Origin of the sequence: Actinospica robiniae DSM 44927, assembly GCF_000504285.1 — a bacterium.
Lineage (GTDB): Bacteria > Actinomycetota > Actinomycetes > Streptomycetales > Catenulisporaceae > Actinospica > Actinospica robiniae.
Window position 1 is genome coordinate 5,805,369 of record NZ_KI632511.1, and the last position, 26,007, is coordinate 5,831,375.

Below are 26,007 nucleotides of genomic sequence, written 5' to 3' on the forward strand. Positions count from 1 at the left end.
CCTTGTCTGTTCGGGCCTTCGGTTTAGATGCCGGTGTGCAGGAACGGTTCTTCGTCGGGGGTGGCGACCACGGCGAGGGCGGTGCGGCCGGTGCGGGTGCGCTGCAGGGCGTAGCCGCGCGGCGCGGTGGCCACGAAGTCGCGCTCACCTGCGGTGAGGTCGAAGGCCTCGCTGATGCGGGTAAGGGTTTGGGGAGCTTGGCCGAGCAGGATCTGGATCGCCGCGTTGCACGCCACCGCCGTACCGAGATCCGATGCGAGCAGATCCCCGACGTCCTGGGTGGCGAGGGAGAGCCCGAGCCGATATTTGCGAGCGGACTTCGCGAACCGCAGGACGAACCGGGCGGCGGCCGGCTCCTGCAGCAGCTGCCAGACCTCGTCGATCAGCAGCAGACGACGACGCTCGCCGCGACGCGCCTCGTTCCAGATCTTTGAGAGCACCAGCAGCATCCCGGCGGGCCGCAGCGCGTCGGGCAGATGCCGCAGCGTGTACACCGTCAGCGGCACCTCGCCCGCACTTGCAGGCCGGGCGCCGTTGAACAGCGCCGCGTACGACCCGGTCGCATACGGCTCGAGAAGTCCAGCCAGCTCGGCAGAAGCGGGATCGAACCCGGCGGCCGCCTGCTGCGCGACGGCAGCGAATTCCGGCGCCGGCAGGGCCCACGTCGAGGGGTCCTCGCTGATCCCCGCCATGCGGTAGGCGTGCATCGCGGCACGGTCCAGCGCGGGGCGCAGCCGCTCTGCACGCTCGGCACCGAGGAGCACCGCGCACAGGGCGTGCAGATCCAGGACACGGCTCGCCAGCTCACAGGGCCCTGCCGCCTCCCGATGAGGAAGCTCCAGGACATTGACCGCGCCGCCGGGCAGCCCGAGCTCGACGACGCGGCCGCCGACCGCCTCGGCGAGCGCGACGTACTCGCCCTCCGGATCGATGACCGTTCCGAGCGTCCCGGTGCACAACTCTCTGATCAGGTCCGTCTTGGCCAGGTACGACTTGCCGGCCCCGGACGTGCCGAGGATCAGGCTATTGTGGTTCGCCTGCGCCCAACGGTCGCGGAACACCGGAGCGCCGGTAACCGCAGAGACCCCTGCCAAGACGGCCGTCACGGAGAGCGCTTCACCGCTATCAGCATCGGGGCTGGTCATCGGCGCGCACGCGGCAACCGCTGCGGTGTCGAGGATTCTGACCTGGCCGATGCGGTCCGGGGCGGCCGGGAGCGTTGTCTGCCAGGCCTCGAGCATGCGGAACGTCGGGGTCTGCGCGCTCGTCAGCGACGCCGAGAGCAGAGCCTTCACCTCGTCCACGAGCTGCGCGAGGTCCTCGGCAGTGTCGGCGTAGCAGGTCAGGTAGAGGCCGGCGGTGAACAGCTTCGTCTCGGACCTGGCGATGCGCCCGGCAAGCTCCGCGGCGTCGTGCGCAGCCGATTCGACCTGCGGATCATCGATCCGGCCCCGGCCCGCGCCCTCACGGCGCCCGGCCTCCAGCCTCGTCCGCCGCCTGCGCAGCTTGTCCGCTGCGATCTGCGGCGGGACCGGCTCGGCGTGTAGCGCGACGTCGAGACGGGCGGGGTACGCGGTGAGTGCTTCGAGCCAGCCCGGCAGCACCTCGGCCGGATAGCCGGTCACCGCCAGCGTGGCCGCGTGGACGCCGTCGATTTCCACAGAGCGGGGACGGATGTGGATACCCGCCGGTGACGCCACGGCATTCATCGCTGCTCCGTGAAGTCGAGACATGCCGTGATCGGGCGGCCCGGCGGTGCGAGACGCCGCGGGATGACACGGCGCTCGGGCGTGCACGCCGCTGTGAGCAGCGCGGTCACCTCGGCCGGATCGAGCACGTGGGCCTTGAGACCGCAGGACTCGAGCAACTGGGCCGTGGCCCGGGCGCGGTGCGCGGCACGCGCCACAGCGCTACCACCCGCTTCGCGGATCGTGATCAAGTGCCTGCGTTGCCATACCTCGCGGCCGTCGGCCAAGTCCCGCAGGTATTCGGCTTGCCGAAGGGCAAAATCGGTCAGCTGCGCCGTCGAGAGGTGTTCGGCGGCCGTGGCCTGGGCTCGCTCGTCGAGGCTGACCCGCTGCGTGAGGGTGGAGATGCTGAAGGGCCCTGATTGCGCGGCCAGGACGGTACCGATCGCGGCCAGCACGGCTCTGGCCTCGTCTGCGTCGGCGAGCTGGAGGCATCGCGGCCGCGCCTCGATCACGACGGCGACTTCCTGCCCGTCGAGTTCGACGACCCCGGCCCCGTCCAGCTCGAGGACCTGCCGGTAGAGCAGCCCGAGCCGGGAGATCCCCGCAGGAACCGGAAGGCGCTCCGGGACGTCGGCTCGCCTGCGCCCGGTCCGGACATACTTTAGCGCCGCGCGCAGCAGGCGGTCTGCCGGTACGCCGCCAGGCTTGACCAGCGCCAGCAGACATCCAGCAAACACCACCGGAGCCACGGCGCCGATCACCACGAGCGGCGGAAGCCGCAGGGCCACGTGCAGAACCTCGCCCTCGCCCAGCGTGATCGCCGCGGTGGTCGCGAGGATCGCGCACTGACGGGCGGTGAAGGGACCGGCCAGGCGCGCGTCGACCTCGATGTTCGCGGGCACCGGCACGGGGCGCGGGGACGCGGTGTTCATCAGGAGTCTCCGTCGTTCGGGAAGTCGGGGGCGAGGAAGAGCACTGCGAGGTTCGCTCGGACACGCTTGGGCGGAGGCGGGCTGCTCTGGGCTTTGGCCGCGCGGACCGTGATCAGCGGCGCCTGGCCGGGGAAGTCCTGGGGGCGCGGTGCGACCGGCGGCTTCGGCTCGGGCAGGTGCGGTAGCGCGGTGGCGCGCCGCTCGCGCGGGATCGTGAAGGCCGGGACGCTGCGCCACCCGGTCGGGAACGGGCCCGGGGAATGAGGCGGCGGCATCCGTGTGAACCCGGGAAGCTGGAGCTGGCCCGGCACTGTCGCCGCCGGGGGCGGTGCTGGCGATGCACCCTGCTGCGGCCCGGACCACGGCCGCGGTACGGCCTGCCCCTTCGGCACGGGCCATAGAGCCAACTGCCCCGAAGCATGCGAGCCCCGGGACGAGCCGAACCTCCGCCCGCCGATCGAAGCGAGCCCGCTATCCGGCTTCCGCTCCCCGGTAGTGGAGCCCGACGTCGATGACGTGCTCGGGGCCGCGATTGCCGACGGCGACGGGTTCGCGGCCGAAATCGCGTTGACGTGCTGCGCCGCCGCCACCAGGTCCCCGCCGTTGTCCCGGGCGACCGCGCGGATCAGCCTGCTGCTGTCCGCTCCGGGCATCCGGCGGTACCCGCCGACCGGCGCAGGGCGAGGGCCGCGCGGACCAGGCTGGCGAAGCGGCAGCGCTCCGGCCGGCCCCGGTCCGCCGCCGCGCATCCGGTCCGTCACCATGCGGCTCGTCAGCGTCCGGGTGCTGGAGGCACCGGGCACCCCGAGCCGGTAGCCGACTGCGGCCACGGCTGCGGTGCGCAGCACCTGGCCGATGAACGTGCGCGGGGAGTGCCCCAGGGTCATGCGGTTCATCCAGCCCGGGATCTTCAGCATGATCAGCAGCAGGGCTGTGCCGACGAGGAAGTCGGTGATACCGCTCGCGGTGGGGAAGACCAGGATCGCGGCATGGCGGTTGCTGAAGACCTGCAGCATCAGCATGAACGTCAGGGTCTGGAGAATCTGCGTACTGAGCACCGCGCCCATGGCCCGCCACCACAGCCGGGCGCACCCGTCGATCCCCGGCAGTGCGTGAGTAGCCAGCATGAGCGGCGCGAGCAGCGTCAACAGCATCAGCCCGACGATCCGTGCGGCGCACGTCACCAGCACGGCGAGAGCGAGCACACAGATCACGAGCGCGAAGATCGCCATGACGATCTGGGTGAGTCCGTCGGGCATCAGGATCAGACCGATAATCACCTGGACGACTTGGTCGCCGATCCCGGCCGGGTCCAGCGGCTGGTTCCACAGCGCACCGGCCAGTGCGCCGGTGAACTCCACGGCCAGCCCGATCACCGGCAGCGAGAGGTTCGACGCGATCATGCCGGCCACGAGCCGGGGCACGATCTGCCCGGCGGTGTACCGGGTCTGGACCGTGCCGTAGCCGAGGACCAGCAGGCCGCCGAAGAGCACGTAGAGGACGTAGAAGGAGTCGGCGAGCACCGCATTGGCCTGCCACAGCTGCGCGATCCGCCCGCTGGTGAGAGTCGGCTCGGTAAGCAGCGCCACGCTGAACAGGCCCATGACCGGGGCGAGGGCGGCCTGCGCCAGGTCGCCGATCCACGTGTTGATGGCCTGCTCGATCTGCCCGGGGATGTCCCACCAGGACGGCCCCGATCCCAGCGGGTTCGCGTTCGGGATCTGCTGGGGCTTGCCCAGGTTGGGTGCGACCGGGCGGCAGTTGCCCGGCGTTCCGGCCTTCGGATAGTCCGGCGACGGAGACGCACCGGCCGCCGGGTCCGGCAGCGGCTTGCCGTCTTTCGTCGGACCGGCCGAAGGGATCGGACAGCCGTGCGCGTCGGACGAGTTCGAGGGCTTCGCTGCCGGAGCCGGAGTGCCCGCGGCGGGCGCGGACGTGGATGCGGGCGGGGGCGGGGCGGGCAGCGCGTCGGCGCGCGCGAGGCTCGGAGCGAGTACCGCGCACACCACGGCGCCGACCAGTAGACCGCGAGTCGACCGCCTGATTGGGCCACGGATGCTGGGGGGCGCGCCCATCAGCTTGCCCCCACGACCGTCTTGAGCAGGGCCACCAGCGCGGGAGCGAGGACTGCGATCAGGTAGCCGAACGCGGCCTCTTTATAGGCGCGTTTGGCGGCGGAGACCTCTCCGGGGTCGCCGGCCGACAGCAGGTGCCGCAGTCCGCCGATTGTCAGCGACAGCGTGGCGGCGCCGGCCAGGAGCCCGGCGACCACGTTGGTGATGTTGGTGATGACCTGCGGAATCGAGGCGACCGCGAGCACGGTCGGCTCCGGGGTGGAAGTGGCGGACAGCAGCACGGGACAGGCTCCTTCCACGATCGAAGAGAAGCTGCGTGGGGGTATCCGTCCGGCCGCCATCGCGGGCCGCTCCTCGAGGGAGGCGGGCGGGTCCGCTTGCTTGCGGGTCGCGGATGGCTGGGTCGTGCCGACCGCAGGCCCCTGCGGGAGGCGAGCCTCGCTGATCGCGGCCGGACGGATACCTTCAGGCGCTTTGTTCCGCGCCTTCGTAGTAGAAGAAGAACGGCGCCCGGACGCTGTAACAGCGCCGGGCGCCGACCCGGGAAAGAATGATCATCACGCTTCTGTGGTGCGGCTTGCTGTGAACCGGGCAGGTCCGGGCTGCGCGTGCCCGAGCGCACGGGCGACCTTGCACTCGGCCGCGCGCAGCGCCCTGGTCGTCTGCATCGGATACCACCCGCGCTCGGCCCCCAGCCGCCGCAGCGTCACGCCCTCGATGCGGTGGCGCCCGATCAGATCCGCCTCGTCCGCCGTGATCACGCCGCGAGCCACCAGCCGCGCGAGCGCGAGATCCGGGTGGTTCACCCCGCGCCCGACCGAACCCGGCTCCGGAAGATGCTCCTCGCGCTCGGTCTCGGCGGGCCGGCGCTTGCACGCGGCCGTGCGCTGGTCGACCACCTTCTGCCCGGCCGCCTGCGCCCGACGCAACAGCTGATGCACGACCAGCCCGCGCCCGGGCTCCGGGACCAGCGTCAGCAGCGCCTCCGCGAACGCGCCGAGCACCGCCGTGGCGATCTCCTCGCGCAGCTCGACGTACACCCGTCCCGCGGTACGCGCGGCGATCTGCGCCAAGCGCGGCGCAGTAACCCCGAGCGCCACCAGCTGCCAGTCCACATCCCGCCGGGCCCGGTCGATCAGCACCTCCCACACCGCGTCCAACTCCGCCCCGGCGCGCTCGGAGCTGACAAGAAACCGGTGGAGCTCCGCGACCGGCACACTCACCTGCGCACCGACGGGAACATCGCACAGACGCCCGCGCTCGATCACCGACAGCGCGGCTGCGTGGGCGGCGGCGATCTGCGGATACGCCGACCCGGCAGCCAGCCGATACGCACGGCCCGCCAGTGCCGGCGCGGTACGCGGCCGGGTGCAAAGGCTCGAGGCCTGCACGGTCCGACCGGGGCGGGAGAGGCGGTCGCAGGAGACGGTGGGAAAGTTCGTGTCCACAGGGGTGGCCTTCCTGTCCGAAGAACGAGGCCAGGGGCGGTGTGCCTCCGGCGAGGACAGTTCTCGGCCACCGCATGTGCAGACCGTGTGCAAAACCCTGCGACTTCGAGCCCTGAGGCCAATGTGCGGCCATGTGCGGACCCGGGCGCACGGGCCGACCGGGCGACATGTCGGACGTCCAACCAAGGCGTGATCCGTGTGCGGTCCATGTGCAACCCGGGCCTGCACACCGAGTTTCCCCGGCTTCGCCCGCACGAGTGAATACCGGCGCCCAGCACCCCGAAGCCGGTTACCTGCACAGGCTCCTGATCTTCTTCTTCTACGGGTCGTGCCGATCCGTCAGGACGGCGCAAGCAGGTCCGTGAAGGACCGACGATGCATGACGACAGGAACCACCACGACCGGAGCCCGGGCCTCGGCCGGACCCTGATCAAGGTCCCGGTACCCGCGACCACGAACCCCGGCCACTTCGTCCCCGACGGAGGCAGCCCCGGCATCAGCCACAGCGTCTGGCTTCCCCCGGCCGGCGGCCCGGGCGCACCGGTCATCGACGAGTCCGAACTGCCCGCCTGGGCCCTGATGCGCATCGCCGCACAGTTCCTGCCCAACGGCGGCGCGCTCGGCATCAGCCACGGACCCGGCCCCGGCCGCACCGGCCTCGACGTGACCCCCACCGTATGGGCTCCGGAATGGATGAACGACGCGACCGTCTTCCACGGCGCCGAGCCCATCCGCGGCCTGGACGCCGCCCTCGTGATCGCAGACCCCCTCGACCACGAACCGGCCCCCGACCTCGACACCGCGGTCCCGTTCTTCCGGGAACTGCGGAGGGCAGCCGGCCCCGGCGGTGTGGTACTGGTGCACACCCATCAGGCCACGGGTCTGGACGGGATGCTCGACCCCACCGGCCCCTACGTGCGCGCAGCCAGATACGCAGGGCTCGGCTACCTCCAGCACCACGTGATCGTCCACACCCGGCTGCTGACCGAACCCCTCTCCGCCCGCGACCACGCGGACCGCCCCGCACCCCGCCACGCGAAGATCCGCCCCCGGCACCGGCGTGTGCACTCCGACCTCATCGCCCTCCAGGCCAACTGATCAAAGGAAGATCATCATGTCTTTTCATGGAAACGACCGGGCGCCCGCATCCGGGCCCTGCGACAGCCAGCAGCCGCTGCCCGGCATGGAACGCTGGTACCCCACCGCCCGGCACACCCTCCGCCCGGCCTCGGTGCTCTGCACCGGCCAGCAGGTCTCCAAGACCCAGCGGCGCGGCCGCTACCTGCCCGAATCCGTCAAACACCCCGGCCGGATGCTCCCGGCCATCGCCCGGCACGCCATCGAGACCTACACCGACCCCGGCGACCTCGTCCTCGACCCCATGTGCGGCATCGGCACCACCCTGATCGAAGCCATGCATCTCGGGCGCAACGCCCTCGGCGTCGAATACGAGAAGCAGTGGACCACCCTCGCCCAGCGCGGGATCAACCACGCCCGCGCCCAGGGCGCGACCGGAGCCGGGTTCGTCTGGAACGCCGACGCCCGCCACATCCCCGACGAACTCGCGCAGGCGGCCCACGGCCGGGTCAGGCTGTTGCTGACCTCGCCCCCGTACGGCCCGTCCTGCCACGGTCAGGTCCAAGTCCAAGGCCGCGCCGGACATACCGGGCCGGTGCGCAAACACGACAACCGCTACTCGACCGACCGGCGCAACCTCGCCCACCGACCCCCACGCGAACTGCTCGCCGGGTTCGCCCAGATCCTCCAGGCCACAGAACCCCTGCTCGCCCCGGGCGGGTACGTCGCGGTCACCGCCCGGCCCTGGAGACGCCAAGGCGCCCTGATCGACCTGCCCGGCGCCGTCATCGCCGCCGGCAAAGCCGCCGGACTCGTCCCGGTCGAACGGTGCGTCGCACTGCTCGCCCGCTGCGAGGCATCCGACCTCGAGGACTCGGTCTCCTGCGGGTGCGGCTGTACCGGCGGCGCCACCCGATACCGCAGCCAGGAACGCCTGATCGCACACCTGTCGTTCCTTCAGGCCAAGGGCGTGCGCGACGCGATCGCCGCGGGCATCCCCCGCTCCGGGATCGTGCACGAAGACCTCGTCGTCCTATCCAAGCACCCTGACCAGGAAAGCGACGGAGCCGGACAATGAAGCCGCCCACCGGCACGCCGTCGCTCGCCGACGCAGCCAACCTGCCGCCGATGATCGACCTGCCCACCGCAGCCCGCTACCTCGGCATCGGACGCACCACCGCCTACACCCTCGCCGCCAAGGGCACCCTGCCCGTACCCGTGCTGCGGATCGGCACCGCACTGCGCGTTCCGACCGCGCCGCTGCTCAAGGTCCTCGGGATCACCGCGCCCGACATCGCGGACACCGCACCGGAACCCGGCGGCGCCGACCCGGCCGCCGCACGCGGATCCGCGGCATTCCCCGCGCCCGCGCCGCACGGCCAAGAAGATCCTCCCCGACCACCGTTGCGCTACCCCGCCAAGTGGAGCGTCGATCAACCCCGGACCCGTTGACGCGAAATCAAAAGGCCCATGCCGCGCTCTGCCGTACAGACACCCTCTGTACGCAGGGCGTGGCGACCCGATCGACGAGAAAGGCTGCTGCCACCATGAACGAGGGCGCACTCTACAAGCGCTGCCACTGCCGCGACGAGAACGGACGCAAGCTCGGCGGCTCGTGCCCCAAGCTGCGGCGCCCCACCGGCGCCTACGACTCCAAGCACGGCGCCTGGTCCCTCCAGCTCGAGGTCAAAGTCCCCGCCGGCCACGAGCGCACCCACCTGCGCTCCGGCGGCTACGACACCCGAGACCAGGCCCAGAGCGTCCTGAACGACATCAAAACCCTGATCGCCCTCGCCGAGACCGCCGACCGGCCCGACCAGGCCAGACTCCAGATCGCAGGCCTCATCCAGGAAGCCCTGCGCGAGCGGCGACCGCTCCCGGACGCCGATGAACTGCGCGCCCGGCTGCGCCTGGGCCGCCCCGTCGAACAGCACCTGACCGTGGAGGTGTTCCTGCGCGAATGGCTCGAGACCAAGCGCGGCTCGCGCACCGCCAGCACCTACACCAGCTACCGGATCTACTGCGAGCACCATCTCATCCCCGCCCTCGGACACCTCCAGCTGACCAAGCTGCGCAAGCACCACGTCCAACAGCTGCTCGACGACATCGCCGCCGACGCAGCCCTCATCGAGGCGCAGAACACCGAACGCCGCGAACTCCAGGCCGCCGCGAAAGCCGCCTACCACGTGAAAGACCACGCCCGCGCCCGGCAACTGCGCGCCCGCCTCGCCCTGATGCCCCCGCTGCGGCACGTGCCCGGACCCGTCACCCTCCAGCGCATCCGCGCGACCCTCCGCTCCGCGCTGACCAGCGCTATGAAGGAGGAACTCGTCACCGTCAACGTCGCCAAGCTCGTGGAACTGCCCGCCCACCGCCGCGCCCGCCCCATGCTCTGGACCGAGCCCAGAGTCCGACAGTGGCGCCGTACCGGCGAGATCCCGAGCCCGGTCATGGTCTGGACCGCGCCCCACACCCGCGCGTTCCTCGCCCATGCCGAAAACCACGAGCTCCACGCCTACTACGTCCTGGTCGCCCACCTCGGCCTGCGCCGCGGCGAGGCAGCCGGCCTACGCTGGTCCGACATCGACTTCCGCACCGGCACGATCGGCATCGACCGGCAGATCATCCAAGTCAACTGGACCCCCCAGGTCACCCCCACCAAAACCGCCGCCGGCGAGCGCACCGTCATCGCCCCCAAACCCGTCCTGACCGCCCTCGCCAGACACCGCCGACGCCAGCGCACCTGGGCCGCAAAAGCAGGGGACGAATGGAACGACGCCGGCTGGGTCTTCACCGACCACTACGGCGACCACCTCACCCCCGACCAGTTCCTCACCTGCTTCCAAGCCCTGACCAAGCAGGCCGGCCTGCCCCCGGTACGTCTCCACGACCTCCGGCACGGCGCGGCAACGTTGGCCCGCGCCGCCGGAGTCGACCTCAAAACCGTCTCCGCGATGCTCGGCCACTCCTCCGTCACCATCACCGCCGACATCTACACCTCCGTCGTCGACGAGGCGAAACGGGAGGCCGCCGACCTCATCGCCGACCTCCTCGCCGCAGAACACAACGACGAAGAAGACACGCACCCTGATCCCGACGAGACCGCATAGACGGCAACCAGCCCACGTCGACCAGCCGGAGCGGTCGCCGAACCGCACAACGGTTCGGCGACCGCCCCCGTCCAGCCTCATCGCGCCCCCTGCGCGGAGACGGATAAGCACCATGCGACACGAACCGCGCGGGATCATAGGGCCGATGCTGGCGCAACCCCGGGACGACACGCGCATCCGCCGAAGGTTCTTTCATCCACTCGCCCTTCACTCGCCCACAGGGCGCCATACCCCTGCGAAGGTATCAGTGGACTAGACCAGTGAATCAACCGACAAACAAAGAATCCCCAGCTCAGAACCACCGAGCTGGGGACTTTTCGGTGCGCCCGAAGGGATTCGAACCCCTAACCTTTTGATCCGTAGTCAAATGCTCTATCCGTTGAGCTACGGGCGCAGGTGCCGTTCCGCGGATCTTCGACCCGCGGTTGCCGACTGCTCGAGTGTACACGGTTGTGGGGGGAGGTCCGCAAACCGAATAGGCGGGCCGTAAAAGCTGTTGCGGGGCGAGTACGGGGCGTGCATACTCGCGGCTTGGCGAGGAGCTGCTCGCCGCGCCGCTCGCGGCGCCCGGTCGATCTGCAGGAGGTGCGCGATGACGAACACGGTCGTGGCCATGGGCCAGCGCTTTCATCACCTTCACGGATCGAACCAAAGGAACCTTCATCGTGCCTTCGCACACGCACAACTCGCCGGCTTCGGCCGGCCACGCTCCGTCGACCTCGGCTGACGGACCGGACGACTTCGAGGCCCTCCGGCCGGACGACTACCCGGCCGGGCTCCCGGCTGACGAGAGCCTCGCGGGCCTCGAGGACTCCGATGACCCCGAGAACCCCGAGAACCCCGAGAACATCTACGACTCGTACGACGAGCATCTTTCCGACGACTTCCACGCCGAGGAGCGGGTTCGGGCCCGCAGCCTGCTCAGCGAGCAGGAGCAGAAGGCGGAGAAGCGGCTGCTGCGGCGGGGGCGGCTGACCGACCGGGAGCGGGAGCGGCTGGCGGAGCGGCGGGAGGACCAGTTCTACGCGCCGTCGCTGCCGGAGGGGGCTGACCGCTGGTCCACTTGGGGGGAGGGGGAGCTCGGGCCGGAGCCGCGGCCGGGCTGGCTGGTGGTCGCGGACGGGGCGGTGGACAGCCGGCTGGGGGTGGTCAAGACCGGCAAGGAGGCGGACGTCCACCTCGTCGAACGGTGGCTGCCGGGGCCCAGGCCGGTGGCGGGGCCGGGCACCCCGTCGGTCGACTCCAGCTGCCTGCTCGCGGAGAAGATCTACCGCAACAACGAGCACCGCAACTTCCACCGGGACGCCGCCTACGTCGACGGCCGGCGCACGCGGGAGTCGCGGATGGATCGGGCGGTGGCGAACCGGACCCGGTTCGGGCTCAAGATCATCGCGGAGCAGTGGGCGATCGCCGAGTTCGCGGCGCTCGGGACGCTGTGGGCGGCGGGGGCTCCGGTGCCCTATCCGGTGCAGCGGGTCGGCACCGAGCTGCTGATCGAGTTCATCGGGGACGCGGACGGCTCGGCCGCGCCGCGGCTGGCGGCGCTCCGGCCCACGCCGGACGAGCTCGCCGAGCTGTGGGGGCAGCTGTGCTCGGCGCTGGAGATCGTGGCGGGGGCGGGGTACACGCACGGAGACCTCTCGCCGTGGAACATCCTGGTGCACGAGGGCCGGCTGGTGCTGATCGACCTGCCGCAGATCGTGGACCTCACCGTCAACCCGCGCGGCGGCGAGTACCTCGACCGGGACGTGCGCAACGTGGCCGACTGGTTCACGGCGCGCGGGCTGCCCGACGCGGAGCGGTGCGGGGAGGATCTGCTCACCACGCTGCGCTACCAGGCACGCCTGGTGTGACGAGGTTTCAGCGGCGGAGGCGGGACACCTCACCGGACGGATTCCCGAGGAAACCTCCGTGATGCGCCGTCAGACCGTAAGCTGGGCGGGCATAGACCAAGCACATCCCCCTGGCACACGAGCACGTGGGACGGACAACGATGACCATCGCCCTGGAGCAGATCGGAAACACGGTCCGCGGTTACCTGGACCGCTACCCGTCCGAGAGCACGATTCTGGTGCCGGTGCTAGACACGTTGGCCAAAGGGTTCGATTTCACCTCGCGCCGCCGCTTCCCGGCGCACGTGACGGCGGGGATAGTGCTGCTCGACGACCAGGACCGGGTGCTGCAGGTCAAGCACACGGTCCTGGGCCGCTGGCTCACTCCGGGCGGCCACTGCGAGCCGGAGGACAAGTCACTGGTGGGGGCGGCGCTGCGGGAGCTGGCGGAGGAGTGCGGGGTGGGGGTCGAGGACCTCGAGCCGGTGGGCGGCGAGGAGGCGCTTCCGCTGCACATCGCGGTGCACACGATCCCGGCGCACGAGGGGCGCCGGGAGCCGCTGCACCACCACTTCGACTTCCGCTTCGCCTACCGCACGCTGCCCGGGCTCGCGGTGACGCTCAACGACGAGTCCACTCAGCTGCGCTGGCTGCCCTACGCCGAGCTTGCCGCGATCGACTTCGCCGACCACGATCTGCCGGTGCGCTGACCGGCGCCCGGCGCGGCCACGGACCTTCGCGCGGAAAGATTTTGGTCCGGGGCCATGGCGCCGGGTATGCTGTGCGGCAGGGAGGCTTCGCCTAGTCCGGTCTATGGCGCCGCACTGCTAATGCGGTTTGGGTCTCAAGCCCATCGAGGGTTCAAATCCCTCAGCCTCCGCCAGTAAACGCCCGCTTCGGCGGGCGTTTCGGCTTTCTCGGGAGCGTCAGACGCCTCCGACGGCGCCCGCGTTCTTGATCACCCACTGAGCGCTCATCGGGATCGGGCCGATCTCGATGGCCGGGCCGGGGTCGGTTTCCTTCCACTGGCTGAGCATGCGGTGAGCGGAGCGGGCGATGCTCATCACGGTACGGTCCGGGTCGGGCAGCCCGCCGGACTTACCAGTGGCGAGCTCCGACAGTCTTGCGCGCGCCTGCCGGTCCGAGCGCGAGCCGAGATAGAGCTTCGTGAGCCCGACGGCGTCGACGAGTACAGCCAGCGCGACGTCCTGGACAGGCACAGGCGCGGTAGCGACGGTCCCGGGCAAGGCCAGGGCGGCTGAGACTCTTGCGACGATCTGGTCGCGCGCAGACTCGTCGGCGACGTTGATCCGCGGCTCACTTCTCCGCACGCGTGCCTTGTCGCGGTCGTAGCTCAATGTTTCGTCAGTCTTCACCGTCCCCGCGGCTCTCGCTGCCGTCGCGTACCGGGCGATCACGGCCGGATGCGCGTGGCCCGTCAGCCATCGATGAACGGTGACCGGCGACGTGCTCTTCGCTATCGCGGCCACGGCCGGATCGAGCAGCTCGTCGCCGACCGGCTCGATCCGCGTCACCCGCAGCCGCGTTCCGTCCAGCGTGATCCGCTCGGCCGCCGCGAGATCCACCAGGTGCGCCGCCGCCAACGCGGCCGCGAGCCGTACGCCGCCGCGAGTGCGGGCGTGCCGGTCGTCGACGGCGAGCAGCAGAAGGTCCTCCCCGGTCCCCATATGCGACACAGTACGGCTCCGGCTCCGAATGGCAAGCCCCTCAGGCCGCCGACGGCGGGGCCCGTGACGTGGCCGGTCGGCTGTCGGCGGGCGCTATTCGGGGGTTCACACGGTGATCTTGACCGTGTAGCCTGCCCGCTCAGGAGCTATGTGCGGCCAAGACGACTGGTGCACCTCGACGGAGATTCTCCCGCCAGCGGCCGACATATGGGATAGTCGGACCCACGGCGGCACGCACGAACAGCGAGTGGAGGGACGTCCCGGTGGGCCCGACAAACCGAACCCCGGTCCGGGGCGCCGCCAGGCTCGCCGCGATACTCGACGCCCTGCCTGACGCGTTGCTGCTGGTGGACGGCTCGAGCGCGATCGTCAACGCCAACGCCGCCGCGCTGAACCTGTTCGAGGGCGAGAGCGCGGAACGGCTGCTGGGCAAGCAGATCGTGCTGGTCCTGCCGGGTATCGGGCGGACCCTGGCCACCCCGGGCTCGGACCCGACGGCACTGCCGGCCGGTCCGTCCGCCGCCACGGCCACGCCGGTCACCGGCCCGGTGCGCCGGCCTCCCGAGCGGATGGCCGCGCGGCGCACCGACGGCGGGATGTTCCCGGCCGAGGTGACCACGGCCGAGCTCGGCGAGGACGACGACGCGGGTCTGACGCTGCTGGTCGTGCGCGACCTGACCGGCGTGCTGGACGTGGAGGCGGAGCTGCGCCGGCAGCAGCGCCAGATCGAGCTCATTCTGCGCGCGGCCTCCGAGGGCATCATCGGGGTCGACCACGAGGGCCGGATCGTGTTGGTCAACCCGGCCGGCGCGAAGATCCTGCGGTACCGGGCGGCCGAGCTCGGCGGCCAGGACGCGCACGAGCTGCTGACCCATTCCCGCGCGGACGGCACGCCGCTGCCGGAGGAGGAGTGCGCGCTGCTCGACAGCGTGCGCACCGGCGCCAAGCACCGGGCTCTGGACACGGTGCTGTGGCGCAGCGACGGCGGGCCGGTGTACGTGGATCTGACCACGGCTCCGGTCTACGAGGGCGAGAACATCATCGGCGCGGTGATGACGTTCGTGGACAACACCGCTTCGCGCGCGGCGGCCCGGCAGGCCGCGGAGCTGGCCGAAGTGCTCGACCAGGAGCTGCGCAGTGGGATCGCCGACCTCGGCGTGCGGGTGCACGACCTGCTCGAGCGCAGCGTGGTCGAGTACACGAACTCCGGGTATCAGGCCTCGGCCTTCGACGGCGTGGCCTTCGCCGCGTTGGAAGAGCTCGAAGCCGACCTGGGCCGGCTCTCCCTGCTCTCGGCGGACCTGGTCGACTTCCAGCAGTCGGTGCTGGGCACGCTCGACTTCGAGGCCGAGCCGGTGGAGCTGGCCGACCTGGTCGAGGACGCCGTGGCGGCGGCCGAGCCGGCGGCCGGCGCGGTCGGGGTGGAGATCGCCGCGCACTGCGCCGACGTGGAGGTCGAGCTCGATCCCGCGCTGTTCGTGAAGCTGCTGGTCCATCTGCTCGCCGACATGGTCTCGGTCTCACCGGTGGGCGGGAAGATCGTGGTCACCGCGGCCCGGCGCGGGGCGCTGGCCCGGATCGAGATCCGCGGGCCGCACACCGGCGGCGGTCCGCTGCACCTGCCGATCGCGCAGGCCATCGCGGCGCGCCACGGCGGCACGGTCACGACGCACCGGATCGCCGGCAAGGGCAACACGCACGTGGTCGAGGTGCCGGTCACCCAGCCCGTCCCCGCCAAGCCGGGCACTCCGGGCGCGCCCAGCCCCGCCGCCGGCAGTTCGCGCGCTGCGAACGCTCCGGCCGAGCGGAGTTCGGGGCGCGCCTACGGGTCGAAGCCGCGCGAGGTCACCGCCGGGCCGGCGTCCGACGAGCAGCAGAGTCCTGCCCGCTCGGTGGCCAACGGCTCGGCGCAGACGGAGGCGGAGTCGACCGGACAGCTGCCGAAGGTCAACGGGCACCACACGACGCACGGAGCGGACCGCCGCCGCCGTACGACGCCCGAGGTGCAGGCACGCATCCCGGCGCAGTCTCGTTCCGCGCTCTCCGGCACGATCGGCTCGATCGCCGACCTGCGTCCGTCCAAGCCGATGCCCACCGGGGACGTCTGGTCGAAGCCGGATCGCTCGGTCACCGGCGAGCCGCAGCCTTCGGGCGGATCGGCGTCGGCGGCGGAGGAGACGCGCCAGTTCAGCCGGCCGTGGCGGGCCGAGCCCGAGGCAGAGCCCGAACCCCCGGCGCCGCCCGCGCCGCCGCAGAGCTCGCCGGCTTCGCCGAGCCCGCAGGTCGAGCCGCGTGGCCGGCGCCGCGGTGGCGCGCAGGACGCGCCGGTGTCAGTGCCCGAGGAGCCGGTCAGCGAGCCCGAGCCGGAGCCCGACGACACGCCGCGGCTGCTGCTGTGGCCCGATCCGGACAAGGGCACCAACGATCTGCTGCGGTCCCGCGGCTACCAGCCGGTCGCCCTCGGGCAGCCGGAGAAGCTGCCGACCTACGCGGCCAACGGCAACGGGCTGGCACATCCGTTCGCGGTCTTCGTCGACCCGATCTCGGCGCCGATCACCCGGCGCGGGCTGCGCGAGCTGCGGCTGGCCGCGGCCCGGGCGGAGCTGCCGCTGCTGGTGACGGCCGGGATCGGCTGTTCCGAGGACGCGCGCGACCTCGGGCCCGACCCCTCACTGCTGCTCACCGCGCTGTGCCCGGACGGGGTGCGGATGCCGCGGGTGCTGCTGGTGGAGGCCAGGGCGGATCTCGCCGAGGCGTTCGCCGACATGCTCGAACGTCAGGGCATGCAGGTGGCGCACGCGACCACGGACGCGGAGAGCCGCGAGTCCGCGGTGGCCTGCCCGCCCGATCTGGTCGTACTCGACCTGATGCAGATCCGGCGGCGCCGGGTGGGCGTGGTGGACTGGCTGCGCGACCGCGGCCTGCTCGCGCGCACCCCGCTGGTGGTCTACACGGCCGAGGGCACGGATTCCGGCGGCTTCGCGTCGCTGTATCTGACCGAGCGCGCCACCGATTCCGAGCCGGCCGGGCGCATCGGCGACCTGCTGGCGAAGATAGCCCCCTGACCCCGGCCCGCGTCGTGCTCACGGCGCGGTTCGGGACGCGGTGTCCGACTCGACCCTTTCGACCGCGTTGGTCCGGTCGCGAACCAAGCGACGGGACAACTGCGCGAGTGGGGGGACTGTTGGAAACCGCACTTGTTGAGTACCTTCGGACCAGATACCGTGCGTGCGCCTTTCCACGACGGTCACACCCAGTCAAGCGGCTAGCCTGAGGCGGCGTCATGAAGCACCCACAGCCTTTCGTTTCGGCGGCGCGATGAGCCTGCCGCCGTACGACCAGTCGATCCGCGAACTCGAGCGCCAGTACCAGGTCGTACTGCCCGATTCGGTGGGGCAGGCAGCCTTGGGATTCCGTGACGGGGTCTGGTTCCGGGTGAACTCCGGTGCCCCGCGTCCGGTTCCGCTGCGGTCCGCCATCATCCTGTGCCCGCACGCGGCGGGCTCGATCGTGCAGATCGCCTGCTGGTGGATGCGGGAGAACGCGCGTTCCTCGCGCGCCCTGGACCTGGCCACGGAGCTGGCGCTGACGGTGGGCGAGCTGGCGCGCAAGGCCATCGAGGACGATCCGCTGGGGATGTCCCTGGACAGCCTCGGCTCCTCGAGCTCCTCGCTGGGCACGGGCAGCGCGCTGGGCCTGCCGCAGACCGGATACCAGCCCACCGGCGCGTCCTTCGGCGCCTCCGCCGGCTACGACTCGGGTGCCTACGCCGCGGCGCCCGCGTACCAGGCCTCGAACGATCCGTACGGCACGCCGTACCCGAGCCCGGCCGCGCCTGCGATGCCTGCGATGCCCGTCTCCGCCGCGGCGACCACGGTTCTCCCGCCGGTCCCGTCCGACGGCTACGGTATGCCCCCTGCTCCGCGCGGTCCGGCGGTCCCGCCGCGCGGCATGGGCGGCGGCCCCGGCGGTCCGGGTACGCCTCCGATGGGCAACTCCGGCGGCTATCCGCAGCGTCCGGCGCCGCTGTCCGGGCAGCCGATCCGTCCGCAGCAGGGCGGGCGCTACCCGCAGCCGGGCGCCGGTGCCGGCGGCGGCCGCCCGCAGCAGGGCCGGCCGATGCCGCGGCCCGATCGCTACGAGGAAGAGCCGTACCGGGGCGGGGACATGGCAGGCCGTCCGCCGACGCGTCCCTCGGCGCGCCCGGACCAGGGCGGCGCCTGGTAGGGCGCGAAGACGAGCGTGGAAAGGGGGCCCGGGCGATCTGCCCGGGCCCCGTTCGTTCGCCCCGCGGATCGGGGCAAATCGTCAGATCAGTCGACTCACTCGGCTCACTCGGATCAGGCCGGTCAGCCGGCGATCCGGGCCACCGGTCCGTCCAGGTAGTCGCTGTCGATGTTGAGCGAGACTCCGCCGTGCGTCTCCGTGTGGCCGCCCTGGTACTGCTTGATCCGCTGGTGATGGACCCACATGCTGTCGGGCACTGATGCGTCCGCGGTCTTCGCCTTCTTGTCCCAGCGCGCGATCCAGATGGCGTCCGGCGGCGCGAAGCTCCGGTTCGAGCGCACCACGCCGGCCAGCGTGGACATGCCCGCGTCGGCCGAGGCGTAGACGCCGGCGTAGTAGCCGTGCGCGTGCAGCTGCCTGGTCCAGGCGTTCAAGAAGGCCGTGACCGTGCGCACGCAGGACTGGTCGGTCTCGGTGAAGGCTTCGAGGTCGTAGTAGATCGGGCTGCCCGCCGCGATGTCGAAGTGCTTGGCCCCTGACACGGCGTCATTCGCGGCCGCGGTGCCCTGCTCGGCGGCCTTGGCCGCGGACATCACGCTCGCGCCCTTGCGCTCCTGCGCGCAGGGCGCCTGCAGCCCGACGTAGATCGGCACGAGCCGCCAGCCCTGGCCGCTCACCGTGTGCACCCAGCTCTTGCTGAGGTTCCCGGCGCCGCAGGCGCGGTTGGATCCGCCGATGTAGACGCCGATCGCCCGGTAGGAGGACGAGGCGCGCCAGCTCGCTATGGCCTGGGCGCTCGGCGCGGCGCAGGTGTCGAAGCCCGTGGCGCTCACGACCGGGGGCTTGAGCGAGAGCGGGCCCGCGTGCCCGGCCGCTCGGGCGCTGCGGGCATGGTGGTCATGGTGGGCGTGATGGGCGGCGGTCCGGTGTTGGGACGTCGCGGCTTGGGCCGGGACAGCCAACGCCACCGCGCACAGCACGGAGGCCGAGAGCACGAGGCATCGGTTCAGGTGCGGGCGAGCCGAGCAAGGGCGAGGAGTATCCACAGTCAGCACAATAAGGTGCTAATGTTCAGAATACGGACATTGTCCTCGCGTGTCGTCCACTGATCCCTTGGCCGGACCAGCCGCGCCGGGCCGTGCCCGCGCCCTACCGCGACGTACGGCTCAGGCCTCCGGCGCCGGCTCCGAGTGCTCCAGGATCGTGCGCATGCCCTCCCGCAGTCCGTGCAGCGCGGCGCTTATCCCCTGCACCCGGAACAAGGGCTCGGAGACGACCTTGCTGTCCCCGAGCGCCGGCGGCTCGGCCGCCACCGCGAGCTGCAGGGTGCGGTGGCTCAGTGCCAGGTTCGCGCCGTCCGCCTCGTGCACCTGCACCACCGGGTCGTCCGCGCTGGGGTGGAACTGGGCCGCCTCGTACATGCCCTCGCCGGTCTCGTGCGTCTCGAGCCAGAGCTCGTAGTCGTCGGTGGCGTACGGGTCGCCGGCCGGGCGGCCGATGATCACCACCGAGTCGAGGTCTTCGAGGCCGGGCCTTATCCGCTCGAACATCTCGGCCAGTTCGGTGGCCACGAACATCAGCTTCACCTCGCCCTCACGCAGCAGCCGGGCGATCTCCTCCTCCGGCAGCCACCAGTTGACGAGCATGACGGTGGTCCCGGTCAGTGCCGCGGCGAACACGGCCTCGATGCAGACCGGATGGTTGGGCGAGAGCACCCCGATCCGCTCACCGGGCCGGACCATGGCCGCGCGCAGCCCGGTGGCGGCGCGCCGGATCCGGGAGTCCAGCTTGCGCCAGGTGAGTTTGTGCTGGCCGTACTGCAGCGCGGTGGCCTGCGGCGTGCGGCCCAGCTGGTGCTTGACCAGCTCGCCGATCAGGCCGAAGCCGGGCGTGGTGGCGTGCGTCGACAAGTTCAGCCCCCTTGCCTGCGGCCGGAATCGACCGCTGAATATCCGTCAGACCCGTATCCACGGTGACAGTAAGGTAGCCGCACATTCCCCCGGTTGGCTACACTCCGCGACCGTCCGTTCGCGGGTGATCATCAAGGCCGGGCGACCGGCCCGGCGGAGGATCAGCCGTACATCCGCTTCATGGTGTAGTCGATCATCTGCTCGACGGTCTGCGAGTCGAACACCACCCGGTGGTCGCCCTCGATGTCCAGGATCATCCCGTAGCCGGCCGTGAGCAGGTCGAGCACCTCGGCGCCGGTGACGGTGAAGTGCCGCGCCTTCTCCCCGGAGTAGCGCTCGAGCTCGGCGATCGAGGAGAACATCGGGATCACCGGCTGCGGGGTGTCGTGCAGCGCGAGGAAGCCGGGGCGCTCGCCGCGCGGGCAGTAGATCTTCGACACGGTGAAGACCGCGTGGAAGTCCTCGGGGCCGATGGCGCCGGTCGCGAAGGCGCGGATGGCGTCGGCCAAGGAGGGCTGCAGGATCTGCGCCCCGCCGTTCTCTTCTCCCGGATAGCCGTACACACCTTCGAGGGTATCCGGCCGGGGCCCGGCCGGACTACCGGCTCCGGCCGTCCGTTCGCGGCACCCGGGCGGAGGCGGACGCCTTGCATGAAGTTACCAGCGGGTAGCATGATTGGTTACTGACGGGTCAGTTATCCGGCCGGACCGGCCGACAGCGCAAAGGACCAGCCCATGGGCCACTACAAGGCGAATCTGCGGGACATCGAGTTCAACCTGTTCGAGGTGTTCGGCGGCACGGAGACGTTCGGCTCCGCGGATTTTCCCGACGTCGACGTCGAGACCGCACGCGACGTGCTGGCTCAGACCGAGCGGCTGGCCGTGACAGACCTGGCCGAGTCCTTCACCGAGGCAGACCGCAATCCGCCGATATTCGACCCGGCGAGCGGCACCGCGCCGCTGCCCGAGGCGTTCAAGCGCTCCTACAAGGCCTACATGGACACCGAGTTCTGGCGTCTCGGCCTGCCCGAGGGCCTCGGCGGCACGGTCGCCCCGGCCTCGCTGAACTGGGCCATCGGCGAGCTGGTGCTCGGCGCCAACCCGGCCATCTGGATGTACGGCTGCACCGCCCCGTTCGCCCGGGTGATCTGGCACGTCGGCACCGAGGAGCAGCGCAAGGTCGCCCAGCGGATGGTGGAGAACGGCTGGGGCGCCACCATGGTGCTGACCGAGCCCGACGCCGGCTCGGACGTGGGCGCCGGGCGCACCAGGGCGGTGCGGCAGGACGACGGCACCTGGCACATCACCGGCGTCAAGCGCTTCATCACCTCCGGCGAGCACGACCTGTCCGACAACATCATCCACCTGGTGCTGGCCCGTCCCGAGGGCGCCGGACCCGGCACCAAGGGGCTTTCGCTCTTCATCGTGCCCAAGCACGAGTTCGACTGGGACACCGGCGAGATCGGCGCGCGCAACGGCGCGTACGTGACCAACGTCGAGCACAAGATGGGCCTGAAGGTCTCCAACACCTGCGAGGTGACCTTCGGCGAGAAGCAGCCGGCCAAGGGCTGGCTGGTCGGCGAGGTGCACAACGGCATCGCGCAGATGTTCCAGGTCATCGAGATGGCCCGGATGATGGTCGGCACCAAGGCCATCGCCACGCTGTCCACCGGCTACCTCAACGCCCTGGAATACGCCAAGAACCGGGTGCAGGGCGCCGACCTGGCCGAGTCCGCGAACAAGGCCGCGCCCCGGGTGACCATCACCCACCACGCGGACGTGCGCCGGGAGCTGATGCAGCAGAAGGCCTACGTCGAGGGCATGCGGGCGCTGGTGTTCTACACCGCCTCCTGGCAGGACCGGGCCTGGGCCGCGCGCAACCGGGACGAGAAGGACGAGACCGCCGAGCGCGTCAACGACTTCCTGCTGCCGATCGTGAAGGGCTACGGCTCGGAGAAGTCCTACGAGCAGCTGGCCCGCTCGCTCCAGACCCTCGGCGGCTCCGGCTTCCTGCAGGACTACCCGATCGAGCAGTACATCCGCGACGCCAAGATCGACACCCTGTACGAGGGCACCACCGCGATCCAGGGTCTCGACCTGTTCTTCCGCAAGATCGTCAAGGACCAGGGCCAGGCACTCACCCACGTCAAGACCCAGATCGACGAGTTCCTCGCGGCCGGCGCCGGTGGCGAGAGCCTGGCCCCGGCGCGCGAGCAGCTGGCCTCGGGCGTCGCGGACGTCGAGGGCATCCTCAACACGCTGTTCACCCAGGCGGCCAAGGCGATGGAGGACGCCCGGCAGATCCACGTGGCTGCCCAGTCCACCACCGCGTTCCTCCACGCCGTGGGCGACCTGATCTGCTCCTGGCTGCTGCTGCGCCAGGCCGCGATCGCCCAGGAGAAGCTGGCCGCGGGCGCTTCCGGCAAGGACGCGGCCTTCTACGCCGGCAAGATCGCCGCGGCCCGGTGGTTCGCCGCGAACGTGCTGCCGCACCTGTCCGCGACCCGGTCCGTCATCGAGGGCACCGACCTGTCGCTGATGGACCTGGACGAGGCGGCCTTCTAGGGCGCGTTGGAGAAGTAGCGGCCCCGGCGATACTTCTCCAACGCGCCCTGGCGCACAGCCCGGGCCGTTCGGCCTGAACCACCCGATCGAAGTGGTTTGACTCAGCCCCGACATCGGCACGCAGGAATCGGCGTCCTCCCTGGCGAAGGCCTTGGCGGACGCCGATTCCGGCTGTATGGAAGTTGATGAGGGGGGTATGTTGCCGACGTGACTGAATCAGAGTTCAGTACGCCGGCTGCCGAGGCTCTGCGGCAGCCGATCTTCAGCACCGTGGTGGCGGTGGCACCGCAGGGCACGACGATCGAACGCACGCTGACGGCCGGTCCGCCCGGCCCCGGGGGGTTCCGTCCGATCGTCGCGGGACCGGGCGAGCCGTATCTGCTGCGCACCGAGCTGACCGCGCGCCCGCAGCCGGCCGGGCCGGTCGAGCCGCGGCCGCTGCTCGCGTTCGCCCAGCTCACCGACGTGCACCTCGTCGACCACCAGTCCCCGGCCCGGGTGGAGTTCCTGGACCGCTACAACGACCCGGGCTCGCGCTTCGCCGGACTGGCCAACGTCACCGGCTCGTACCGGCCGAACGAGATGCTCTCGGTGCAGGTCGTGGACGCGATGGTGCGCCGGATCAACGAGATCGGGGTCGGGCCCGCGTACGGCGCGCCGCTCGCGTTCACCGTGAGCACCGGGGACAATGCCGACAACAGCCAGTACAACGAGTTCCGCTGGTTCATCGACGTGCTCGACGGCGGCCCGCTGCGCCCGGACTCCGGGCAGCTCGGGCAGTACGAGGGCGTGATGGACTGGGCCCGCTACGACGTGCACTACTGGCATCCCGAGGGCACGCCGGACGGCGCCCTGGTGGACCGCCCGCGCGCGCTGCACGGATTCCCGGTGATCCACGGGCTGCTGGAGAAGGCGCTGGCCGAGTTCACCGCCGAGGGGCTGCGGATGCCGTGGTACTCGGCGTACGGGAACCACGATGCGCTGCTGCAGGGCAATCTTCCGCACATCTGGGGCAGCACGGACTACGCGACCGAGGACCACAAGGCCGTGGAGCTGCCCAACGGCATCAGCCTGGTCCGGCTGGCGCTGGATCTGCTGCGCGTCTCGCCGCACGCCATCCGGGAACTGGTGGCCGGCGATTTCCGCACGGTCACTCCGGATCCGGATCGCAGGCCACTGCGGCGTGCCGAGCTGGTGGCGGAGCACTTCCACACGCTCGGCGCTCCGGTGGGGCACGGGTTCACCGAGCAGAACAAGACCGAAGGTACCGCGTACTACGGCTTCGACGCGCCCTGCGCGGACGGATCGAGTGTGCGCTGCCTGGTGCTCGACACGGTCAACCCGGCGGGTGGGGCGAACGGCTCGCTGGACGAGCGGCAGTACCACTGGCTCGAAGCAGAGCTCTACAACGCCTCGTCCCGGTTCCTGGACGAGAACGGGCGGCTGGTGACCGGCCCCGGCGTGGACCGGCTGATCGTGCTCTTCAGCCACCACACCGTGGCGACCATGGACAACTGGCTCACCGACGCGGATCCGGACAAGCACCGGGTACTCGGGCCGAAGATCAGGGATCTGCTGCTGCGCTACCCCAACGTGGTGCTGTGGGTCAACGGGCACACTCACGTCAACGGCGTCGCCCCGTTCGCCCGCCACCCGGATTCCCCGGTGCCCGGCGGGTTCTGGGAGGTGAACACGGCCTCGCATATCGACTGGCCGCAGCAGGCGCGGCTGCTCGAACTGGTCCGCAACGGCGACGGCACGCTTTCGGTCCTCGCCACCGTGATCGACCACGCGGGGCCGGAGCAGCCGTCCTGGGATCTGTCCACGCCGACCGAGCTGGCCTCGCTCTCGCGGGTGCTCGGCATCAACGACTGGCAGCAGCGCGCACGGCCCGAGCCCGGTTCGGACGGCCGGCGCGGGGCGCCCGCGGACCGCAACGTGGAGCTGCTGCTGCCCGCGCCGTTCTAGTCGTGTCTTAGATCGAAAGCGGGCCCCGTCCCCGAGATCGCCGGGTAGGTAGTCCGGGCCCGGCGATCTCCGTACCGGGAGTTTAAGCTGATCGCATGGCGACGACTTTCGACCGCACCCACACCGACGATCTCCTGGCGTTCCTCAAGGCCGCTCCGACCCCGTTCCACGCGGTGGCCGAGGCAGCGGCCCGGCTGGAGAAGGCCGGTTTCGCCCCCCTGTCCGAGGCCGAATCCTGGACCGAGGCCGCGCACGGCGCCCGGTACGTGATCCGCTCGGGCGCCCTCGTCGCCTGGTACCTGCCGCTGGACACCCCGCCGGAGCGGCCGCTGCGGATCCTCGGCTCGCACACCGATTCGCCGAACCTGCGGGTCAAGCCCTCGCCGGACGTGACCACCGAGGGCTGGCGGCAGGTGGCCGTGGAGGTCTACGGCGGGCCGCTGTTCAACTCCTGGCTGGACCGGGACCTCGGGCTGGCCGGGCGGCTGGTGCTGCGCGACGGCTCCGAGCACCTGGTGAACATCGACCGTCCGCTGCTGCGGGTGCCGCAGCTGGCGATCCACCTGGACCGCGGGGTGAACTCGGAGGGGGTCAAGCTCAACCCGCAGCAGCACCTGCGCCCGATCTGGGGCCTCGGCGAGTCGCACGACGGGGACCTGATCGCGTTCCTGGCCGCGGAGCACAACCTGCGGGCCGAGGACGTGCTCGGCTGGGACCTGATGACCTACGACGTCACCGCCCCCTCCTACCTGGGGCGTGACGCGGAGCTGGTGGCCGCCGGCCGGCTGGACAATCTGATGTCGGTGCACGCGAGCGTCGCGGCGCTGGCCGCGGCCGTGACCGACGGGCTCGATCCGCAGGGCCCGATCCCGGTGCTGGCGGCCATGGATCACGAGGAGACCGGCTCTGATTCGGCCTACGGCGCGGGCGGGCCGTTCCTCGAGACGGTGCTCGACCGGCTGTTCGAGGCACGCGGCGGCCGGGCCGAGGCGCGGGCACGGGCGTACTCCGGCTCGGTGGTGGCCTCGGCGGACATGGCGCACGCGGTGCACCCGAACTACCCGGAGAAGCACGAGCCGGGGCACCGCCCGCGGGTCAACGGCGGTCCGGCGCTGAAGGTCAACGCGAATCAGCGTTATGCCACCAACGGCCGCACCCAGGCGATCTGGGCCAGGGCCTGCGCGGCCGCGGGCATCCCGACGCAGTCCTTCGTCTCCCGCAACGACCTGCCCTGCGGCACCACCATCGGCCCGATCACCGCGACCCGGCTGGGCATCGAGACCTTCGACGTGGGCGTGCCGAGCCTGTCGATGCACTCCACCCGCGAGCTGTGCGGCGCGGACGACCCGTGGCGGCTCGCGGCGGCGCTCAAGGCCTTCCTCGAGGTCTGATCAGGGCGGCGACGGCTTCGAGCTCTTCCGCCAGGAAGTTGTAGTCTGCAACTCAAGTTGGTTCCCCGTGGAACCGAGATCCTTGGGCATGAGC

The 26,007-nt window shown here is 71.1% G+C and carries 20 protein-coding genes and 2 tRNA genes; 12 read left to right on the top strand and 10 right to left on the bottom strand.

The window, feature by feature from the left end; translation table 11 throughout:
• Nucleotides 1–23: 23 nt before the first annotated feature.
• The 5 genes from ACTRO_RS24615 to ACTRO_RS24635 form a co-directional block, all read right to left on the bottom strand.
• A complete protein-coding gene (locus tag ACTRO_RS24615; RefSeq protein ID WP_169739944.1) occupies nucleotides 24–1,709 on the bottom strand; it encodes a VirB4 family type IV secretion system protein in 1,686 nt (561 codons plus the stop codon).
• Nucleotides 1,706–2,623: a PrgI family protein gene (locus tag ACTRO_RS24620; protein ID WP_034266632.1), complete on the bottom strand. Its 918-nt coding sequence runs from the start codon at nucleotides 2,621–2,623 to the stop codon at nucleotides 1,706–1,708. Before ACTRO_RS24620 ends, ACTRO_RS24615 begins: the two co-directional genes overlap by 4 nt.
• Entirely contained in the window at nucleotides 2,623–4,632 is a 2,010-nt protein-coding gene (locus ACTRO_RS48230) for a hypothetical protein (protein ID WP_034266635.1), read from the bottom strand. The genes ACTRO_RS24620 and ACTRO_RS48230 overlap by 1 nt, the downstream gene beginning before the upstream one ends.
• Nucleotides 4,633–4,697: 65 nt before the next feature.
• A complete protein-coding gene (locus tag ACTRO_RS24630) occupies nucleotides 4,698–4,979 on the bottom strand; it encodes a pilin (protein WP_245594478.1) in 282 nt (93 codons plus the stop codon).
• A gap of 276 nt (nucleotides 4,980–5,255) precedes the next feature.
• On the bottom strand, nucleotides 5,256–6,146 hold the full coding sequence (locus ACTRO_RS24635; RefSeq protein ID WP_034266639.1) for a hypothetical protein: 891 nt from the start codon (nucleotides 6,144–6,146) through the stop codon (nucleotides 5,256–5,258).
• Between the two features lie 375 nt (nucleotides 6,147–6,521).
• On the opposite strand from ACTRO_RS24635, the gene ACTRO_RS43835 reads away from it, so the two are divergent.
• The 4 genes from ACTRO_RS43835 to ACTRO_RS24655 all read left to right on the top strand — a co-directional run bounded on the left by ACTRO_RS43835 (nucleotide 6,522) and on the right by ACTRO_RS24655 (nucleotide 10,333).
• Nucleotides 6,522–7,244 carry a hypothetical protein gene (locus ACTRO_RS43835; RefSeq protein WP_051451334.1) on the top strand — a complete coding sequence of 241 codons (723 nt, stop codon included), beginning with the start codon at nucleotides 6,522–6,524 and terminating at the stop codon, nucleotides 7,242–7,244.
• Nucleotides 7,245–7,260: 16 nt separating this feature from the next.
• Nucleotides 7,261–8,301, top strand: coding sequence for a TRM11 family SAM-dependent methyltransferase (locus ACTRO_RS24645; RefSeq protein ID WP_211244399.1), 1,041 nt, complete (start codon nucleotides 7,261–7,263; stop codon nucleotides 8,299–8,301).
• Entirely contained in the window at nucleotides 8,298–8,675 is a 378-nt protein-coding gene (locus ACTRO_RS49065; RefSeq protein WP_063628067.1) for a helix-turn-helix transcriptional regulator, read from the top strand. The genes ACTRO_RS24645 and ACTRO_RS49065 overlap by 4 nt, the downstream gene beginning before the upstream one ends.
• Before the next feature lie 95 nt (nucleotides 8,676–8,770).
• Nucleotides 8,771–10,333: a tyrosine-type recombinase/integrase gene (locus tag ACTRO_RS24655; RefSeq protein WP_051451336.1), complete on the top strand. Its 1,563-nt coding sequence runs from the start codon at nucleotides 8,771–8,773 to the stop codon at nucleotides 10,331–10,333.
• Between the two features lie 321 nt (nucleotides 10,334–10,654).
• Here ACTRO_RS24655 and ACTRO_RS24660 read toward each other — a convergent pair.
• Nucleotides 10,655–10,727: transfer RNA gene (locus ACTRO_RS24660), tRNA-Arg, on the bottom strand.
• A gap of 454 nt (nucleotides 10,728–11,181) precedes the next feature.
• Between ACTRO_RS24660 and ACTRO_RS24665 the strand changes: the two genes are divergently transcribed.
• From ACTRO_RS24665 to ACTRO_RS24675, 3 genes are all read left to right on the top strand, one after another.
• Nucleotides 11,182–12,186, top strand: a complete 1,005-nt coding sequence (locus ACTRO_RS24665; RefSeq protein ID WP_034276584.1) for a serine protein kinase RIO — start codon at nucleotides 11,182–11,184, stop codon at nucleotides 12,184–12,186.
• A 140-nt stretch (nucleotides 12,187–12,326) separates the two neighbouring features.
• Nucleotides 12,327–12,875 carry an NUDIX hydrolase gene (locus ACTRO_RS24670; protein WP_051451337.1) on the top strand — a complete coding sequence of 183 codons (549 nt, stop codon included), beginning with the start codon at nucleotides 12,327–12,329 and terminating at the stop codon, nucleotides 12,873–12,875.
• 80 nt (nucleotides 12,876–12,955) lie between these two features.
• A tRNA-Ser gene (locus ACTRO_RS24675) sits at nucleotides 12,956–13,048 on the top strand.
• 43 nt (nucleotides 13,049–13,091) lie between these two features.
• Here the strand turns inward: ACTRO_RS24675 and ACTRO_RS24680 are convergent.
• Nucleotides 13,092–13,853: a GPP34 family phosphoprotein gene (locus ACTRO_RS24680; protein WP_034266641.1), complete on the bottom strand. Its 762-nt coding sequence runs from the start codon at nucleotides 13,851–13,853 to the stop codon at nucleotides 13,092–13,094.
• A gap of 263 nt (nucleotides 13,854–14,116) precedes the next feature.
• On the opposite strand from ACTRO_RS24680, the gene ACTRO_RS24685 reads away from it, so the two are divergent.
• On the top strand, nucleotides 14,117–16,918 hold the full coding sequence (locus tag ACTRO_RS24685) for a PAS domain-containing protein (protein WP_034266643.1): 2,802 nt from the start codon (nucleotides 14,117–14,119) through the stop codon (nucleotides 16,916–16,918).
• Between the two features lie 253 nt (nucleotides 16,919–17,171).
• Nucleotides 17,172–18,080 carry a hypothetical protein gene (locus ACTRO_RS24690; RefSeq protein ID WP_034266645.1) on the top strand — a complete coding sequence of 303 codons (909 nt, stop codon included), beginning with the start codon at nucleotides 17,172–17,174 and terminating at the stop codon, nucleotides 18,078–18,080.
• 122 nt (nucleotides 18,081–18,202) lie between these two features.
• On the opposite strand, the gene ACTRO_RS24695 is transcribed toward ACTRO_RS24690, so the two are convergent.
• The 3 genes from ACTRO_RS24695 to ACTRO_RS24705 all read right to left on the bottom strand — a co-directional run bounded on the left by ACTRO_RS24695 (nucleotide 18,203) and on the right by ACTRO_RS24705 (nucleotide 20,553).
• On the bottom strand, nucleotides 18,203–19,075 hold the full coding sequence (locus ACTRO_RS24695; RefSeq protein WP_051451338.1) for a DUF1906 domain-containing protein: 873 nt from the start codon (nucleotides 19,073–19,075) through the stop codon (nucleotides 18,203–18,205).
• Between the two features lie 171 nt (nucleotides 19,076–19,246).
• On the bottom strand, nucleotides 19,247–19,990 hold the full coding sequence (locus tag ACTRO_RS24700; protein WP_034266648.1) for a class I adenylate-forming enzyme family protein: 744 nt from the start codon (nucleotides 19,988–19,990) through the stop codon (nucleotides 19,247–19,249).
• Nucleotides 19,991–20,151: 161 nt separating this feature from the next.
• Entirely contained in the window at nucleotides 20,152–20,553 is a 402-nt protein-coding gene (locus ACTRO_RS24705; RefSeq protein ID WP_084316506.1) for an SseB family protein, read from the bottom strand.
• A gap of 171 nt (nucleotides 20,554–20,724) precedes the next feature.
• On the opposite strand from ACTRO_RS24705, the gene ACTRO_RS24710 reads away from it, so the two are divergent.
• The 3 genes from ACTRO_RS24710 to ACTRO_RS24720 all read left to right on the top strand — a co-directional run bounded on the left by ACTRO_RS24710 (nucleotide 20,725) and on the right by ACTRO_RS24720 (nucleotide 25,913).
• A complete protein-coding gene (locus ACTRO_RS24710; RefSeq protein WP_034266651.1) occupies nucleotides 20,725–22,554 on the top strand; it encodes an acyl-CoA dehydrogenase in 1,830 nt (609 codons plus the stop codon).
• 207 nt (nucleotides 22,555–22,761) lie between these two features.
• Entirely contained in the window at nucleotides 22,762–24,522 is a 1,761-nt protein-coding gene (locus tag ACTRO_RS24715; RefSeq protein ID WP_051451339.1) for a TIGR03767 family metallophosphoesterase, read from the top strand.
• Nucleotides 24,523–24,617: 95 nt separating this feature from the next.
• The gene (locus tag ACTRO_RS24720) at nucleotides 24,618–25,913 is read left to right on the top strand and encodes a M18 family aminopeptidase (protein ID WP_034266654.1); all 1,296 of its coding nucleotides are present in this window, start codon (nucleotides 24,618–24,620) and stop codon (nucleotides 25,911–25,913) included.
• Nucleotides 25,914–26,007: the final 94 nt, after the last annotated feature.

Bases quoted from the DNA above. Each gene is read 5' to 3' on its own strand.
- ACTRO_RS24680 (WP_034266641.1), bottom strand. From the start codon at position 13,853: ATGGGGACCGGGGAGGACCTTCTGCTGCTCGCCGTCGACGACCGGCAC.
- ACTRO_RS24615 (WP_169739944.1), bottom strand. From the start codon at position 1,709: ATGAATGCCGTGGCGTCACCGGCGGGTATCCACATCCGTCCCCGCTCT.
- ACTRO_RS24655 (WP_051451336.1), top strand. From the start codon at position 8,771: ATGAACGAGGGCGCACTCTACAAGCGCTGCCACTGCCGCGACGAGAAC.
- ACTRO_RS24670 (WP_051451337.1), top strand. From the start codon at position 12,327: ATGACCATCGCCCTGGAGCAGATCGGAAACACGGTCCGCGGTTACCTG.
- ACTRO_RS49065 (WP_063628067.1), top strand. From the start codon at position 8,298: ATGAAGCCGCCCACCGGCACGCCGTCGCTCGCCGACGCAGCCAACCTG.
- ACTRO_RS24710 (WP_034266651.1), top strand. From the start codon at position 20,725: ATGGGCCACTACAAGGCGAATCTGCGGGACATCGAGTTCAACCTGTTC.
- ACTRO_RS43835 (WP_051451334.1), top strand. From the start codon at position 6,522: ATGCATGACGACAGGAACCACCACGACCGGAGCCCGGGCCTCGGCCGG.
- ACTRO_RS24690 (WP_034266645.1), top strand. From the start codon at position 17,172: ATGAGCCTGCCGCCGTACGACCAGTCGATCCGCGAACTCGAGCGCCAG.
- ACTRO_RS24620 (WP_034266632.1), bottom strand. From the start codon at position 2,623: ATGAACACCGCGTCCCCGCGCCCCGTGCCGGTGCCCGCGAACATCGAG.
- ACTRO_RS24720 (WP_034266654.1), top strand. From the start codon at position 24,618: ATGGCGACGACTTTCGACCGCACCCACACCGACGATCTCCTGGCGTTC.
- ACTRO_RS24645 (WP_211244399.1), top strand. From the start codon at position 7,261: ATGTCTTTTCATGGAAACGACCGGGCGCCCGCATCCGGGCCCTGCGAC.